16 protein-coding genes are annotated in these 15,050 nt (G+C 66.7%); 8 read left to right on the top strand and 8 right to left on the bottom strand.

Annotation, left to right across the window (positions count from 1 at the left end; genetic code table 11):
* Positions 1-7 precede the first annotated feature (7 nt).
* On the bottom strand, positions 8-1,288 hold the full coding sequence (locus O1A05_RS04630) for a histidine kinase dimerization/phospho-acceptor domain-containing protein (RefSeq protein WP_270106891.1): 1,281 nt from the start codon (positions 1,286-1,288) through the stop codon (positions 8-10).
* A 37-nt stretch (positions 1,289-1,325) separates the two neighbouring features.
* The gene (locus tag O1A05_RS04625; protein WP_270107504.1) at positions 1,326-2,027 is read right to left on the bottom strand and encodes a response regulator transcription factor; all 702 of its coding nucleotides are present in this window, start codon (positions 2,025-2,027) and stop codon (positions 1,326-1,328) included.
* 254 nt (positions 2,028-2,281) lie between these two features.
* Here O1A05_RS04625 and O1A05_RS04620 point away from each other — a divergent pair, with 254 nt between their 5' ends.
* The 4 genes from O1A05_RS04620 to O1A05_RS04605 all read left to right on the top strand — a co-directional run bounded on the left by O1A05_RS04620 (position 2,282) and on the right by O1A05_RS04605 (position 5,352).
* Positions 2,282-3,787, top strand: a complete 1,506-nt coding sequence (locus O1A05_RS04620) for a SulP family inorganic anion transporter (RefSeq protein ID WP_270107503.1) — start codon at positions 2,282-2,284, stop codon at positions 3,785-3,787.
* Between the two features lie 69 nt (positions 3,788-3,856).
* Complete coding sequence (locus O1A05_RS04615; RefSeq protein WP_270106890.1) at positions 3,857-4,471, top strand: TetR/AcrR family transcriptional regulator; 615 nt, start codon at positions 3,857-3,859, stop codon at positions 4,469-4,471.
* On the top strand, positions 4,468-4,845 hold the full coding sequence (locus tag O1A05_RS04610; protein WP_270106889.1) for a DMT family transporter: 378 nt from the start codon (positions 4,468-4,470) through the stop codon (positions 4,843-4,845). The genes O1A05_RS04615 and O1A05_RS04610 overlap by 4 nt, the downstream gene beginning before the upstream one ends.
* Before the next feature lie 51 nt (positions 4,846-4,896).
* Entirely contained in the window at positions 4,897-5,352 is a 456-nt protein-coding gene (locus O1A05_RS04605) for a MarR family winged helix-turn-helix transcriptional regulator (RefSeq protein WP_270106888.1), read from the top strand.
* On the opposite strand, the gene O1A05_RS04600 is transcribed toward O1A05_RS04605, so the two are convergent.
* A complete protein-coding gene (locus tag O1A05_RS04600) occupies positions 5,317-5,553 on the bottom strand; it encodes a hypothetical protein (RefSeq protein ID WP_270106887.1) in 237 nt (78 codons plus the stop codon). The genes O1A05_RS04605 and O1A05_RS04600 overlap by 36 nt on opposite strands.
* 161 nt (positions 5,554-5,714) lie before the next feature.
* On the bottom strand, positions 5,715-6,458 hold the full coding sequence (locus O1A05_RS04595) for a ubiquinone/menaquinone biosynthesis methyltransferase (RefSeq protein ID WP_270106886.1): 744 nt from the start codon (positions 6,456-6,458) through the stop codon (positions 5,715-5,717).
* A gap of 107 nt (positions 6,459-6,565) precedes the next feature.
* Here O1A05_RS04595 and O1A05_RS04590 point away from each other — a divergent pair, with 107 nt between their 5' ends.
* The 4 genes from O1A05_RS04590 to O1A05_RS04575 all read left to right on the top strand — a co-directional run bounded on the left by O1A05_RS04590 (position 6,566) and on the right by O1A05_RS04575 (position 11,043).
* Positions 6,566-7,633, top strand: coding sequence for an ABC transporter substrate-binding protein (locus tag O1A05_RS04590; RefSeq protein ID WP_270106885.1), 1,068 nt, complete (start codon positions 6,566-6,568; stop codon positions 7,631-7,633).
* A gap of 124 nt (positions 7,634-7,757) precedes the next feature.
* Positions 7,758-8,426: an SDR family oxidoreductase gene (locus O1A05_RS04585; RefSeq protein ID WP_270106884.1), complete on the top strand. Its 669-nt coding sequence runs from the start codon at positions 7,758-7,760 to the stop codon at positions 8,424-8,426.
* A 405-nt stretch (positions 8,427-8,831) separates the two neighbouring features.
* Positions 8,832-10,703, top strand: a complete 1,872-nt coding sequence (locus O1A05_RS04580; RefSeq protein ID WP_270106883.1) for an HNH endonuclease signature motif containing protein — start codon at positions 8,832-8,834, stop codon at positions 10,701-10,703.
* Between the two features lie 139 nt (positions 10,704-10,842).
* Positions 10,843-11,043 (top strand): hypothetical protein, encoded by a 201-nt coding sequence (locus O1A05_RS04575; RefSeq protein ID WP_270106882.1) that lies wholly within the window; start codon positions 10,843-10,845, stop codon positions 11,041-11,043.
* A 96-nt stretch (positions 11,044-11,139) separates the two neighbouring features.
* Here O1A05_RS04575 and O1A05_RS04570 read toward each other — a convergent pair whose 3' ends face one another.
* The 4 genes from O1A05_RS04570 to O1A05_RS04555 form a co-directional block, all read right to left on the bottom strand.
* Positions 11,140-11,922: an ABC transporter ATP-binding protein gene (locus O1A05_RS04570; protein ID WP_270106881.1), complete on the bottom strand. Its 783-nt coding sequence runs from the start codon at positions 11,920-11,922 to the stop codon at positions 11,140-11,142.
* Positions 11,919-12,944, bottom strand: coding sequence for a FecCD family ABC transporter permease (locus O1A05_RS04565; RefSeq protein ID WP_270106880.1), 1,026 nt, complete (start codon positions 12,942-12,944; stop codon positions 11,919-11,921). Before O1A05_RS04565 ends, O1A05_RS04570 begins: the two co-directional genes overlap by 4 nt.
* The gene (locus O1A05_RS04560; RefSeq protein WP_270106879.1) at positions 12,944-13,915 is read right to left on the bottom strand and encodes a FecCD family ABC transporter permease; all 972 of its coding nucleotides are present in this window, start codon (positions 13,913-13,915) and stop codon (positions 12,944-12,946) included. The genes O1A05_RS04565 and O1A05_RS04560 overlap by 1 nt, the downstream gene beginning before the upstream one ends.
* A 64-nt stretch (positions 13,916-13,979) precedes the next feature.
* Positions 13,980-15,008, bottom strand: a complete 1,029-nt coding sequence (locus O1A05_RS04555; RefSeq protein ID WP_270106878.1) for an iron-siderophore ABC transporter substrate-binding protein — start codon at positions 15,006-15,008, stop codon at positions 13,980-13,982.
* Positions 15,009-15,050 lie beyond the last annotated feature (42 nt).

Genomic DNA, 15,050 nt, shown 5'->3' with positions numbered 1-15,050 from the left:
CGCCAGATCATTCCTTCAAATATGAATTGCCTGTGGGCAGGGTGACCGTGAAGGCGGTGCGGCCGGGGCGGGTCTCGACGACGACGTCGCCGCCATGCGCCTGGGCGACCGAGCGGACGATCGCCAGGCCCAGCCCGGTGGAGCCCTCGGTGGTGGAGCGGGCGGCGGCGTGCGCGTCCATGGCGGCGTCAACCACCAGCTCGCCGAGGTCCACCTGTTTGCGGCGCGGCACCGCCCGGGTGGCAGACTGTTCTAACTGTTCTGGCTGTTCCGCAGCGTCGAGCCGGGCGAGCAGCAACAGGGATTCCACCAGGTCGCTCATGCGCCCGGATTGGAGCATGACCCGCTTCAGCTGGTCGCGCCCGGAGGGGCTGAGCGGTTCGCTGAGCTGCAGCATCTCCGCGTACCCGCGCATGGCGGCCAGGGGGGTGCGCAGTTCGTGGGAGGCATCCGCCACGAACTCCCGCAGCCGTCGCTCGGAGTCATTCCGGGCGCTCAGGGCGGTATCGACCGAATCGATCAGGGTGTTCAGGGCGGAGCCGACGTCGCCGATCTCATCGCGGCGCTGTTCCAGTTCAGCAGGCACCCGGTGCTGCTGCAGCGCCACCGCCCCCACCGACATCGGTGCCTCGGCGGCTTCCACGGCGGCATCGGCCACCTGGCTCAGCGGAGTCAGGGCGCGCCGGGTCCACCACCAGCCCAGCCCGCCGACGGCTAGGAGCGCCACCACGCCGCCGGCCACCTGCACGCTGAGCAGCGTGGCCACCGTGGTGTCGGCCTCAGCGGAAGACACCCCTACCACCAGTGTTTCGATCTGATCGGAACGCTCGACGGCGGCCGCCCGCACTAGGTACCTACCCGTGGAGAGTTCCACCCGCTCGGTGGTACCGGGTTCCATCTGGGCGGCCAGCGCTTCAAGCGCGGCGGCGTCGGCGTCGCTCATGGTGCCGGTCTCGCCCTCCACGGTGAGGTGACCGGCGTCGAGGTTGCCCTGCGCGTCGATGACGAGCGTGACCGAGTCCAGCGGCACGCCGGGAGCACCCAACGGGTCCGGGGCCTCGGGGCTTCCCTCCGGTGGTTCGAGCCGGTCGATGTCACGATCATCGCGCCCCTCGGAGAGGAAGCCCGCGGTGCGCTGCCACACCTCGTCGAGGCGGTCCTGCAGTTGAGTCTCCACCACCCGGGTGGCCAGCGTCATCGTGGTTGCCGTGAGCGCGATGAGCACGACGGCGAGCACGGCGAGCACCCCGGCCACCGTGCGGTTCGCCACCGAGCGTCGCGGGCGCACCCGCTCAGGCTGGCTCGTGCGCTCACGGTTCGTGCGTTCAGGCCGGACGGATGACATACCCGGCCCCGCGCAGGGTGTGGATCATCGGTGAGCGTCCGGCGTCTATTTTTTTGCGCAGGTAGGAGATGTACAGCTCCACAATGTTGGCCTGACCTGCGAAATCGTACTGCCACACGTGGTCCAGAATCTGCGACTTCGACAGCACCGCCTTCGGGTTCTCCATCAGATACCGCAGCAGCTCGAACTGGGTGGCGGTCAGCTCGATGTCCTCCCCGGCGCGGGAGACCTCGCGGGTGCGCACGTTCAGCACGAGGTCCCCCACCACGAGCTCATCGGCGTCCTGGGCCACCACACCAGAGCGCTGAACGAGCCGGTGCAGCCGGATGAGCACCTCCTCCAGCGAGAATGGCTTGGTCACGTAGTCATCCCCGCCGGCCGTGAGCCCGGTAATCCGATCCGCCACCGCATCCTTCGCGGTCAGGAACAGCGCGGCCACCTCGGGCATCGAGGCCCGAATTTTCGCGAGCACCTCGGTGCCGTCGAGTTCGGGCAGCATCCAGTCCAGCACCAGCACATCCGGGTGGAAGGAGCGTGCCGCTTCCACAGCGGCGCGGCCGGCGTGCGCCGTCTTGACCGTCCAGCCGCACATGCTCAACCCCATCGACACCAGGTCCGCGAGCATCGGCTCATCGTCGACGACGAGGGCGCGCACCGGGGAACCATCCGGGTGCTGCAACATCGGCAGTACCTTCTTGAGCTCGGCCAGTCCGGTGCCGGATCCGGGTTCCAGGGGCGAAGCGGAGGAGTCATTCGAGTCATTCGGGGTGACCATGTCCTCATTATCCACGCCCCGGTTGTGGCCAGCAGCGGCGCACGCTGTGACGAACCTATGCGTCGTCGAGATGAGCCCACTGCCCCGACATCGATGACCTTCCAGTTGGTAGGTATTCTGCAGAAGTGACTAACTCCTCCAGGGACGAGACCTCTCGGCTCATGTCCGACGATCGCATTCGCTACCAGCCCGACCCCTCGGTGGTGACCGCGCTGAAGACCCCGCGCATCCTCACCCGCGAAGTCCTCGCCGGCCTGGTCGTCGCCCTGGCGTTAATCCCGGAGGCGATCAGCTTCTCGATCATCGCCGGCGTTGACCCGAAGGTCGGCCTGTTCTCGTCGTTCATCATGGCCGTGACCATCGCCTTCACCGGCGGACGTCCCGCGATGATTTCCGCCGCCACCGGAGCGGTCGCGCTCGTCATCGCTCCCGTGGCCCGCGATTACGGGATGGACTACTTCATTGCCACCGTCCTCCTCGCGGGCGTGCTGCAGATTGTGCTCGCCGTGTGCGGGGTGGCCAAACTCATGCGATTCATCCCGCGCAGCGTCATGGTCGGCTTCGTCAACTCCCTGGCGATCCTCATCTTCATCGCCCAGCTCCCGCACCTCATTGACGTGCCCTGGCTCGTGTACCCGCTCGTCGCCGTCGGGCTGGTGATTCTGGTGGTCCTGCCGAAAATCACCCACGTCGTCCCGGCGCCGCTGGTGGCGATCGTCATCGTCACCGCCATCGTGGTGGTCTTCGCGATGCAGGTGCCCACCGTGGGGGATCAAGGTGAACTCCCCCGAAGCCTGCCCGAGCTGTTCATCCCCAACGTCCCCCTGACCTGGGACACCCTGGCGATCATCGCCCCCTTCGCCCTGGCCATGGCGCTGGTCGGCCTCATGGAATCACTGATGACGGCGAAGCTCGTCGACGACGTCACCGACACGCACTCGAACAAAACCCGCGAATCCTGGGGGCAGGGCGTGGCCAACATCGTGTCCGGTTTCTTCGGCGGCATGGGTGGATGCGCAATGATCGGCCAGACCATGATCAACGTGAAGGCCTCCGGTGCCCGCACCCGCATCTCGACCTTCCTGGCCGGTGTGTTCCTGCTGATCCTCATCGTCGTCCTCGGTGACGTCGTCGCGATCATCCCGATGGCAGCGCTGGTCGCCGTGATGGTCATGGTCTGCGTGGGCACCTTCGATTGGCACTCCATCAAGCCTTCCACCCTGCGACGGATGCCCAAGAGCGAGACGACCGTCATGGTCATCACCGTGGCCGTCGTGGTGGCCACCCACAACCTCGCCATCGGCGTGATCGCCGGCGTGTTCGTCGCCTCCGTGATGTTCGTGCGCCGCGTCGCCCACCTCATCAACGTCCAGCGCGAGGTCACCGACCACGACGGCGTACCCGTGGCGCACTACACGGTCGAGGGGCAGCTCCTTTTCGCGTCCAGCAACGACCTCACCACCCTGTTCGACTACGCGGACGACCCCGATCGCGTGATCATCGACCTCACACGCTCCCATGTCTGGGACGCCTCCACCGTGGCGGCGCTCGACGCAATCGAGACGAAGTACGCGCGACACGGCAAAACCGCAGAATTCGTAGGCATGAACGAGCACACGACCGCGTTCCACACCCGGCTCACCGGCGCACTGGGCGGCGGAGACTGAGCCTCTCACCGGGGCCAAACACCTCCCCGGCAGTTCGCCTACCTTCCAGTTGGTAGGTAGCCTGCAGGGGTGACCTATTCCTTCATGGACGAGAGCGCTCAGCCCACCACCGACCGCCACGTCGTGAACGCCGCTCTGGAGCTGTTGCGCGACGGCGAGGTCCTCACCATCGACGCCGTCGCTCGTGCCACCGGCCTCACCAAACCCGGGGTGCTGCACCACATCGGATCCAAGCAGAATCTGATGCTGCGCGCCGTCGACGAAGTGGTGGACCGGTGGACTGTCGAGCTACGTCGCTTCCCCTCACAGATGGGGCCGGACGCGGGCGATACCCCCTTCCGTAGCACCGCCACCGCCCGGTTACGCTCCTACCTGGATTTTGCCTGCGCGCATGACTTTGACGCCTCGGATCTTGCCCTGTTCGCCGATCCCCGCCTGCGCGAGCGACTACGCGAACAGTGGGCTCAGCGCCTGCGCCCCTGGCTCGGCCCGCCCGCCGGAGAACGTAGCCCGGCCCAGGTGGCGGTGCGTCTGCTCGCGGACGGCATGTGGTTCAACGCCGCGCTGGGCACGGGCGCCGCCGACCCACAAGAAAAGGAGCAGGTGCGGGTCCTGGGACAACAGCTGCTCGACAGAGAATCAGCAGCTGCAGCAGAAGACTCGGTAGGAGCCAGCACACCATGACGATCGGAGCGCTCGACAACGTCGCCGAGGATGTGCCTTCGCACCGGTTCAACCGCCGGGGCTGGACCTTCTTGACCGTGGCTATCGTCTGCGAGGTGGCCGGTTCGCTCTCGCTGCGCGGCGCCCTCGACCAGCCCGGACTGTACCCGGTGGTCGCGCTGGCGTATGTGTGCGCGTTTGCGTGCCTCGCCCAGGTGCTGCGCACCGGGTTCGGGATCGGCATGGCCTACGGTATCTGGACGGCGGCCGGGGTGGCACTCACCGCGATCGCCGGGCGTGTTCTGTTTCAGGAGCGGCTGACCTGGGTGATGACGCTGGGGATCGCGCTGATCATCGGGGGCGTGCTGCTCATCGAGCTCGGCGCGTCACACTGAGTGTCTCGCCGCGCTTCCCACTCCTCGCCCCGGATAGGGCATCCTGGTGATATGACCTCGCCCCGTGAAGATCCGCTCGCCCTGGAGAACCAGGTGTGCTTTGCCCTGTCGGTGGCGTCCCGCTCGGTGATCGGGGCGTACCGGGAGGTGCTGGATCCGCTGCACCTGACCCACCCACAGTACCTGGTGATGCTGGCGCTGTGGCAGTCCGCCCCGATGGCGCTGAAGGACCTGGCCGCGGTGCTGCGCCAGGAGCCGGCCACCCTCTCACCGCTACTGAAGCGGCTCGAAAATCAGGGATATCTGACCCGCGAGCGCAGTACGGCCGACGAGCGCACGCTCATCGTGGAGCTCACCGAGGAGGGCCGCCAGCTGCGCGAGCGCGCCCTGGAGGTGCCCGAGATCATGCTGGACCGGCTCGGACTCGACGAGGAGGGCTTCGTCGAGCTGCACCGGACCCTGACGAGTCTGTTAGCCGGACTCGACCATGCGCAGCAGCTCCGCTGAGGGCTCGGTGCCGGCGTCGCGGTGCCCGGCCACAGTGAGTCGGGCACGCTCCTGGCGCAGCTGGGCGCGGGGGTCGATGCCGGTTTGCCGGTCCGCCGGGCCGAAAATGCTCAGCACGGTGTAGAGCACGGTCCAGCGGATCCGGTACCAGCGGGATAATCCGGTGTGATCGTCACTCAGGACGGCGGGAACGAAACCCATGGCGAACCTCCACTAGTTAGTGCACTAACTATTGTAGTGCATTCCCGACGGCGTCGCGCCGAATCTGCTCCAACTGGGACCGCCCCCCCATGCCGATGCGCCGCAGCCCCGGGAAAGCATGAGCGGCAGCGTGGCGTTCTCCTGCGCGGTGGACCCGCGGGTCATCCCGTCGTCGTCACCGGTTTCTGCGCCCAATGAATCGCCATGGTGCCGAACAGGTGGGTTTCGTGCCCGATATTCACGAATCCGGCGTCGTCAAGCAACCCGTGGATTTCAGCCGGGGTCTTGAACCCGCGGGTGGTGGCGGAGAGATACTCGTAGGCCTCGGCGTTGCGGGTGATCAGGTTCGCCAACCTCGGCACCACCCATTTGATGTACGCGGTGGAGAAGGGTTTGATCACATTGTCCGGGGCCGGGGAGGTTTCCAGGGCCACCATCCAGCCGCCGGGTTTGAGCACCCGGAACTGCTCGGCCAGCGTGGTGGGGATATCGGTGACATTGCGCAGCAGGTAGCCGTGGGTCACCGCATCGAACACCCCCTCCTCAAAGGGCAGGTCCATGGCATCGGCCTCGACCCAGCTGATCTGCTCGCCGCCGGGGCGCCGCCGGCCGACCTCCATCATCTCCGGGGCGAAATCCGCGCCGATGATGTGGGCGCCGTAACGCTGGCGCAGGATCTCCAGAGCAATGTCGCCGGTGCCGGTGGCCAGATCCAGCACGGTGGGGGCATCCGGCAACTGGGCGCGCTCGACGGTGCGGCGCACGAACCGAGGCTCCTGACCCCAGGTCATCACCAGGTTCATCAGGTCATAGCGCTCGGCGATGCCGTTGAACATCTCGGAAACCTGCTCGCCATGGGCGTCGCGGGCGGGCGGGGTCTGTTCGGGGCGCGGGGATTCACTCACCCCTTCAGGCTACCGCGTTCGACTGGCCCCTTTCTGGCAACGGCACCCACAGAACTTTAGGGTAGGCTAACCTCATATCAATCTTGATCCACCCGAAAGGCACCATCGTGTCCCCTCGTCCGCTGAACCGCGCGTCCCGCCGGCTACTGATCCTGACCGCTATGCTCGCTGCCTCCGGCCTGGCCCTGTCCGCCTGCTCCGCTGACGACGACGGCGCCGCCGACACCGTCTCCGAGAACGGTACTGCCTCCGGCGAGTTCCCCCGCAGCATCGAGCACGCCTTCGGCACCACCGAGATCCCCGAACAGCCCGAGCGCGTGGCCACCGTCGGCTGGGCCTCCCACGACATCTCACTGGCCCTGGGCGTGGCCCCGGTGGGCATCCCTGAGCAGTCCTACGGCGGCAACGAGGGCGGCGCCACGGATTGGTACGACGACGCCGTCGCCGAACTGGGTGCGGATGCCCCCGAAACCTACGTGGAAGCCGAAGAGCTAGCCTACGAGGCGATCGCGGCCACCGAGCCCGACGTCATCCTCGCCGTGCAGTCGGCCATCACCCAGGAGCAGTTCGACCAGCTCTCTGACATTGCCCCGGTGGTGGCCTACCCGGAGGATTCCCCGAACTACACCACCTCCTGGCAGGACGGCACCACCCTGGTCGGCGAGGCGCTGGGCAAGGAAACCGAGGCCGAAGAGGTCATTTCGTCCACCGAGCAGGCCCTGACCGACTACGCATCCGAGCACGCGGACGTCCTCGAGGGCACCACCTTCATCTACGGCGCCGTAGACCCGGCCAGCGCTGACCCGGTGAGCGTTTACACCGAGGGAGACGCCCGCGTGCAGTTCCTGCAGAGCCTGGGCCTGGAACAGGCGCCGACTGCCGTGGAAGCCGCCGACGGTGCAGAGGGCTTCAGCGTCGTCGTCTCGCCCGAGAACGCCGCCAGCCTCGAATCCGACCTGCTGATCACCTGGGCCATGGACGATTCCGTGCGCGAGGCCGTGGAGGGTGACGACCTGCTCTCCTCCATCCCTGCGATCACCAACGACGCCTGGGTGCTGCAGACCGACGCCCCGCAGATCTACGCCATCTCGACGGCGACGCCACTGTCCGTGCCGTGGGCGCTGGACAACACCATGCCGGAGATCCTGGAAGCCGCCGAGGCCGCACAGGGCTGATCCGCTGGGATTCTGACGGCGGCGGCCCGGGCATGGAATAGTGCTCGGGCCAATGCCGTTATGCGCCATGAGACCCGGTTCATTCCGGACCGGGAATCACCATGGACGCAATGGAAGGACTCACATGGCTGACTACGTCATCATCGGTGGACACGGCAAGGTCGCACTGCGCGCCGTCCCGCTGCTCGTCGAAGCCGGACACACCGTCACCTCGGTGATCCGCAACCCCGAACACGTACAGGAAGTGGAAGCCACCGGCGCCACCGCCCTGGTGCTCGACATCGAAAACGCCACGGTGAACGATTTCGCGGAGATCTTCGTGAACAAGGACGCCGTCATCTGGTCCGCGGGCGCCGGCGGCGGCAGCCCGCAGCGCACCTACGCCGTCGATCGTGACGCCGCCCGCCGCTCCATCGACGCCGCACGTCAGGCCGGGGTGGCCCGCTACGTGATGGTCTCCTACGCGGGTGCCAGCCTGGAGCACGGCATCCCCGAGGACCACTCCTTCTTCCCCTACGCCCAGTCGAAAGCAGAAGCAGATGCTTATCTGCGCGATTCCGGACTGGATTACACCATCCTGGGGCCGGGCAAGCTCACCCTCGAAGAGCCCACTGGACGGGTGCGCATCGACGACGGCACCCCCGCCCAGAACGAGAACGACGGGCGCGACACCTCCCGCGGCAACGTGGCCGCCAGCATCCTGGTCGCGCTGGAGGAGGACGCCACCATCGGCAAGACCATCAACTACTACGACGGCGACACCGATCTGCGCGAGGCTTTCGCCGCCCTGTAACGGCCTGCCCTGATAGGGCTTGAGACAGCGGTGTGTCGCGATGGGGTATCGAAGCCCTGGCTCGGGCCACCGAGCGGCACCATCTGCCCGAGAGCGCCGAGTGCGCACTGGTTCCTTCATGAAGCCGGTGCCGCACCCGGCGCTTTTTCGTGTTCGATAGGTTCTCGGAGTCGAGCTCTCTGACTTCGATGGATATTCATGCCTCTTCTGATGCGTACGGGTGCGCGCCAAAATGCTGCTGTTTACCTGCAAAGTCAACCCCTTTGACAGTATCTGTGGAGAACTTCTTCAGCCACAGAAAATCTGTGGATGAAACGCCTGTACTATTTATGCTCGTTCATGTAGGCTGGACGTATCAAACGCTCGACGAGAGCCGATGTAGATCCGGGAAGGCGGTGAGTGCTCATGAGTGCCGTGCGCGTTGATGACGCCGCGCCCACCCGGGCCGAATCCGCCGCCGTCGAGTCGTGGTTTGATGGACTCTCGCTGGAGGAGGCCTTCCGCACCCTGGAACAGGGGCTCCGGGTGGTGTCACGCCGCCTCTCCGCACCCGATGCGCGCTCAGAGTTCACCCAGTTCACGTCGACCAATACAGAGCAGCCCGCGGGCACCCTCCCGGCCCTGCTCCGCGCCGGCGAAACCCTATCCAAGCTGGTATCTGGTGTGACGTCGCGCCTCGATGGCTTCACGACGGAAGTCTTCGCTCAACCGAAGGATCGTGCCGCCCTGTTGGGTCTGCCTGAGAAGGGTAAGGTCGGATTCCGTAACCCCGGGGAATTCCTGCAAGACGCCACGGATATCTCCCGTCACGCCGCCCAACAGCGCGCCCGTCACGCCGAGCATTTCCAACCTCACGCTCCCCGTCGGCCGCACGATGCCGAACAGAACCACCGTGAGAAGCCGGGAAGCGCGGGTCAGCTGGGGCGGTTGCTGCCGTCCATCGCGCAAGGACTGCAAGACCTGTGGCTCGGCGCCGATCGACTGGCCGTGATCACCCGGGCCATCGACAAAATTCGTTCGGCGGCTCATCAGGCTCACGTGCCCACCCACGAGGTGGATGAATACCTCACCGCCAGCGACGCGTTCCTCGCGGAGGCGGCGAAGAACGCCTCCTTCGGCGAGTTCAGCGCGGAAGTCTCCCGCTGGCGCAACTCGGTGCTGATGAACCTCAGCCCGCAAGACGACCTCAGCCCCGGCGAGCGCGATGCCTACCAGGAACGCTCGCTCATCTTCCTGCGCCGCGACGGCGATCTCTTCCTCTGGCAGATGGCCACTACCCAAGAGGGCCACGAAATGCTCTCCGTGGTGGAGTCGGCCGCGAATAGCCCGCGATCTCGTTCGGCCAAGAACTGCTCTGAGACCACGGATGAGACCGATCCTGGCGCTCCCGTCGTCGCGGATGACCGTACCCGCGCCCAGCGTGCTCACGATGGCTTCATGGGCGTTCTGACATCCGGGCTGCGCGGCTTGGACAACGGGCTGCCCGACCAGGGTGGTGCGCGTCCACAGGTGGTCATCACCGCAGGGATCATCCCGATGCTGCGCATGGCTCACCACGGCGGGTTATTGCCCGAAGGATTTGACCCGGTACTCCTGGCCTCCAGCTCCTCACAGGAATTGCTGGTCTCCACTGGCTTCAGCGGACCCGCCGGGGCGGGCGTCCTGCGCCGGATGCTGTGCAATGCGGAGATTCTTCCGGTGGTGCTGGGCACCGAGGGTGAAGTTCTCGACACGGCCAAGTCGCACCGGCTGTTCAGCACCAACCAGCGCAAGGCACTGGTGGCACGAGACGGTGGCTGCGCTGTTCCCGGGTGCAGTTTCCCCGCGAGCTGGTGCGAAGCCCACCACATCACCCCGTGGAAAGACGGCGGACCCACCACCATCGACAACGGGGTGCTGTTGTGCACGCACCATCACCACGCTGTCCACGAAGGACACTGGGACATCACCATGGATCGGGGCGTCCCCTGGTTCACCCCGACCACCAAATTGCGCCCGTATCTGACGCACGCGGAACGCAAGCCAGCCCGTAATACCTATTGGCGTGACCACCCGCGCCGGTATCGGAACTCCGCATGCGACGGCGAGTCAGGTGCGGCAGGAGAATCCACTCCACCGGAACAGCCCGCCCTGCTCTCGGGGGAGGAGTGTGTCACGGCCGCGGATCCACCGGAGGACCCGCAGTTCACCACGCCGTCATGCCAATTACGCAGGCGCGAGCGACACATGGTGCACCGGCTCAAAATCCCGGTATCCGACGACGAACCTGCCGCCTGAAACCGCTACGCGAACCCGGCGGAACCAGCGATCCGCCCCGAGCAGGTGAACCGAGCACCCGTGAAGCACCCACGACCCACAGCGGTCGAGCCCTACCCTGACCAGATAAACTGCTCGGGCGGGTCATGACCGGTCTGAATTGATCGAGCGGTTCGCCGACTACTGGGCTATCAAAGGCGCCTCGCGCATCGAAGGCCGCATCGCCGCCTATCTGCTGCTCGATGACTCGGCCGGGGTCAGCGCCGCCGGCATCTCCGAGGAACTCGGAGTGAGTCGAGGATCGGTGTCCACTATTACCCGCCGGCAGCCCCGCCCACACCCGCCTCGAGAATATGCGTGACTACATGGGGTGGCTCGTCGACGACGCCCGACTGCCCGAGGCCTGGGCCCGGTTCAAAGCCGAGCGCAACGGGTAACGCACCGGAACCCGCGCAGCTCACCGCGCCAGGGGCACCACAATGGGAGTGCCGGACTGCGGGTCGGCGACCATCTCACAGGCCAGCCCGAACACCTCGGCCACCAGATCCGAGGTCATGACCTCCGACGGCGCGCCCGATGCAACCATCCTCCCGTGGTTCATCACCACCACCTCGTCGGCATAGCGGGCCGCCTGATTCAGGTCATGCAGCACGGCCACCACGGTGCGACCATCGGCCACCATGTCCTGGCACAGGTGCAGCACCTCGATCTGATGGGCCACATCCAGAAACGACGTCGGCTCATCGAGCAACACCAAAGAGGTGTCCTGGGCCAACACCATCGCAATCCACACCCTTTGCCGCTGCCCACCGGACAGCCCCAGCACCGGTTCATCGCGCAACTCCGCCACTCCAGTGGCCTTCAGCGCGGACTCCACCGCGTCGTCGTCGCCCGGGGCCCACTGCCGCAACGGCCCGTGGTACGGGTGCCGTCCACGCGCCACTAACGAGCGCACCGTCACGCCGTCGGGTGTCACCGGGTGCTGAGGTAGCAGCGCCACTCGACGCGCGATCTCTTTGGTCCGCCACTGCTGCAGCGGTTTCTCCTCCAGCACCACGTGCCCGGACTCGGGCTTCAGGGTGCGCGCCAAGGTTTTCACCAGGGTCGACTTCCCGCAACCATTCGGTCCGATCACCGCGGTAAAACGGCCCGGCGGCACCGCGAAATCCAAGTCCTGCAGCACGGGAGCGCCGCCGTAGCCCACCGTGATGGACTCGGCGCGCAAGGTGGATTGCGTCATATGCTGGTCTTCTTCCATTCGGTCACGAGCAAGTAGCCGAGGTAGGCCCCGCCCACCCCGGCGGTGATGATGCCCACGGGCAGCCCGTCAAACACCTGCTGCGCCAGCAGATCCGCCGCGAGCATGATGACTGCACCGGTGAGCCCGGCCAGTACGAGGTTCGGACCCGGGGCATGCGAGAGTCGACGGGCGATGTGCGGAGCAGTCAGCGCCACGAAGGCAATGGGGCCGGAGACGGCGACAGCCGATGCCGCGAGCAGCGTCGACAGGACAATGGCCGCGGTGCGGGTGCCCACGGCCGAGCCGCCCAACCCTTCGGCGACGTCGTCTCCGAGATCCATCAGTTGCAGCCGCGTGGACCACCATCCGACCACGGGCAGCAGGACGAGCAGCGCCACCCCGATGATTGCGGCGTGCCCCAGCGACCGCGAGTTCAGGCTGCCCGCAATGTAGGCGGCCAGCTGGGATCCGTGGTCACGCAACACCACCGCCACCACGTACTGTGTGACGGCAGTCGCCATCGCCGCCACCGCAATGCCGGTGATGATCACCCGCGCCGGGGAGGCAAACCCCAGACCGGTGGACACGTAGACCAACCCGATGGCGGCGCCGGCACCCAGCACCGCGCCCACGGGGGTGGAGAGCCCGGGTGCCATCAGCGTCGCCACTGCCACCCCGGCTCCGGCACCGGCGGCCAGGCCGAGCACGTCTGGGGAACCCAGTGGATTGCGGGTCACGGTTTGGAACAACGCGCCGGAGACACCCAGCGCGACACCGACCCCGATCGCCACCAGCAGCCGCGGCCCGCGCAACCGCTCCAGCACGAACCGGGTCGACGCACTCATCTCCCCCTGCACGGCTGCCATCACATCAACCGGGCCGAGTCCGAGGTCCCCCAGGGCTAGGGTCACCGCGGCCAACAGCACCACCGCCGCCACCAGCATCAACGCCAGTCGGCGGGACCGACGTCGCACCGGAAGCAGCACCGGGCCCAGACGGTACCAGGTGACAGAGTGGGTCATCACACGCCCGCCCGTCCGCGGCGGACCGCCAGTAGCAGGAACGGCGCCCCCACGAACGCAGTCACCACGCCGACCATCAGTTCTTGGGGCCGGGCGATCACCCGCGCGACGACGTCGGAAGCCAGCAGCAACGCGGCCCCGCCGAGCGCGTTCAGGGGGATCTGCCAGCGCACGTCGGCCGGGGCCACCGCCCGCATCATGTGGGGAACCGCCAGCCCCACAAATGCCACCGGCCCGACCGCCGCCGTCGCACCCGCGGCCAACAGCGTCGCGGCCAGAATCCCGCCAGCGCGCACCCACGGCACGTGCACCCCCAGCGAGGTGGCCACATCGTCGCCGAGCGCCAACGAATTCAGGCCGGAACTCAGTGCGAGCGCGAGCAGAAACCCGAGTAGTAGCGCCGGCGCCACCGCCGTCACGGTGTCAAAACGAGCCCCGGCCAGCGAGCCCACCACCCAGTGACGGTAAGAGTCGAACGCATCCGGGCGCGTGAGGATCATGGCCTGAATGTAGGCGTACAGCACCGCGGAAATCACCGCCCCGGCCAGCACGAGCGGAATCACGGAGTCGGTTTTCGAGGGCCGCCCCAACAGGTACACCGCCAGCACCGCGATCACCGCCCCGGGCAACGCAATCCACACCGCCCCGCGCACGCTGGACGCCCCAAAGAACGCGACGGCGGTCACCACCGCAGCGGAGGATCCGGCGGTCACCCCGAGCAACCCGGGCTCGCCCAGCGGGTTGCGCGTGATCGCCTGGATGATGACCCCGGACACCGCGAGCGCCGCGCCCACCAGCGCGCCCATCACGGTACGCGGCACCCGAGTCGCCACCACCTCGCGCACGTAGGCCAGCGAATCCCCGGCCGACGTGGCACCGGTGACCACCGCCCAGGTATCCGCAGCGCTGATCACCCGCGAACCGAACAGGATGGAACACGCGACGGCGAGGCCCAGCACGAGCGCCGTCACGGTCAGGGTAGCCGCACCCCGACCAGCCGCACCCCGACCAGCTGCACCCCGGTGCGTCGTCGAGCTACTCCGCGTCGACGTTCTCAATGGCCTCCTCGATCATGGGCTCGTACCGCTCGATCACCCACGGCACGGTCAGCGGGTTGATGATGGACGACGCCGTCACGAACGATTGGTCCTCGGCAGCCACCACGGCGCCGTTGTCGATGGCGGGGATAGAACCGTAAAGCTCTTGCGATTCGATTTCTTGGCGGTTCGCCGCGTCCGAGTAGAAGGTGAAGATCAGGTCGGAATCGTTGAGCATGTCCGCATTTTCCAGCCCGATCATGGCGGAGTCGGTGCCGGGCACGTCGTACTCGGCGAGATCTTCGGCGCTCAGATCGGGGGTCAGGCCGAGTCCGGAGAGCATGGCCACGCGCTGCTCGCCGGGGTAGAACACACCCAGGGTGCCCGGTCCGTCGTTGTAAATGTAGGAGAACGTATAACGAGACCAGTCCTCACGGACGGCCTCGTCGAACTGGTTCTCAATGTCCTGAATCAGCGTCTCCGCCTGGTCCGCTTCACCCAGCGCCTCGGCCACCACGTTAATCTGTTCCTCCCAGGTGATCACCCAGGGCTGCTCCGCGTAGGCCACGGTGGGCGCAATGTCGTTGAGCACGTCGAACTGTTCCTGGGTGACGCCGGACCAGGGTGCCAGAATCACGTCGGGTTCCAGGGCGACGATCGCTTCCACATCGAGTTCGGTGGAACCGGTGAACTGTTCGGGCAGTTCGTCTCCGGACTCCTCGACGGCGTCGTGAATCCAGGGCAGGTACCCGGTCTCATCCGCGCCCCACGGGTACTCTTCGATGCCCACCGGGGTCACCCCGAGCGCAATGGCGGTCTCGGCTGAACCCTGGCCCAGGGTTACCACGCGCTCCGGCTTGTCGGTGATCTCTGCGGTGCCCAGGGCGTGCTCGATCGTCACCGGGGTGAAGTCGTCTCCCTCAGCACCGGTCTCGGCGCCGCCGTCGTCGGAGGAGCAGGAGGTCAGCGCGAACAGCAGGGCAAGCGAGCCTGCCGCCAGCGTTCCACGCGTGCGTGAAGAGACCATGGGGAGGCCCTTTCCGTAGCCATCACAAAGTTGTGCGGCTAT

Origin of the sequence: Citricoccus sp. NR2 (assembly GCF_027594385.1) — a bacterium.
Lineage (GTDB): Bacteria > Actinomycetota > Actinomycetes > Actinomycetales > Micrococcaceae > CmP2.
The sequence above is the reverse complement of the archived record's forward strand: the minus strand, read 5'-3'. Positions and strand labels throughout refer to the sequence as shown.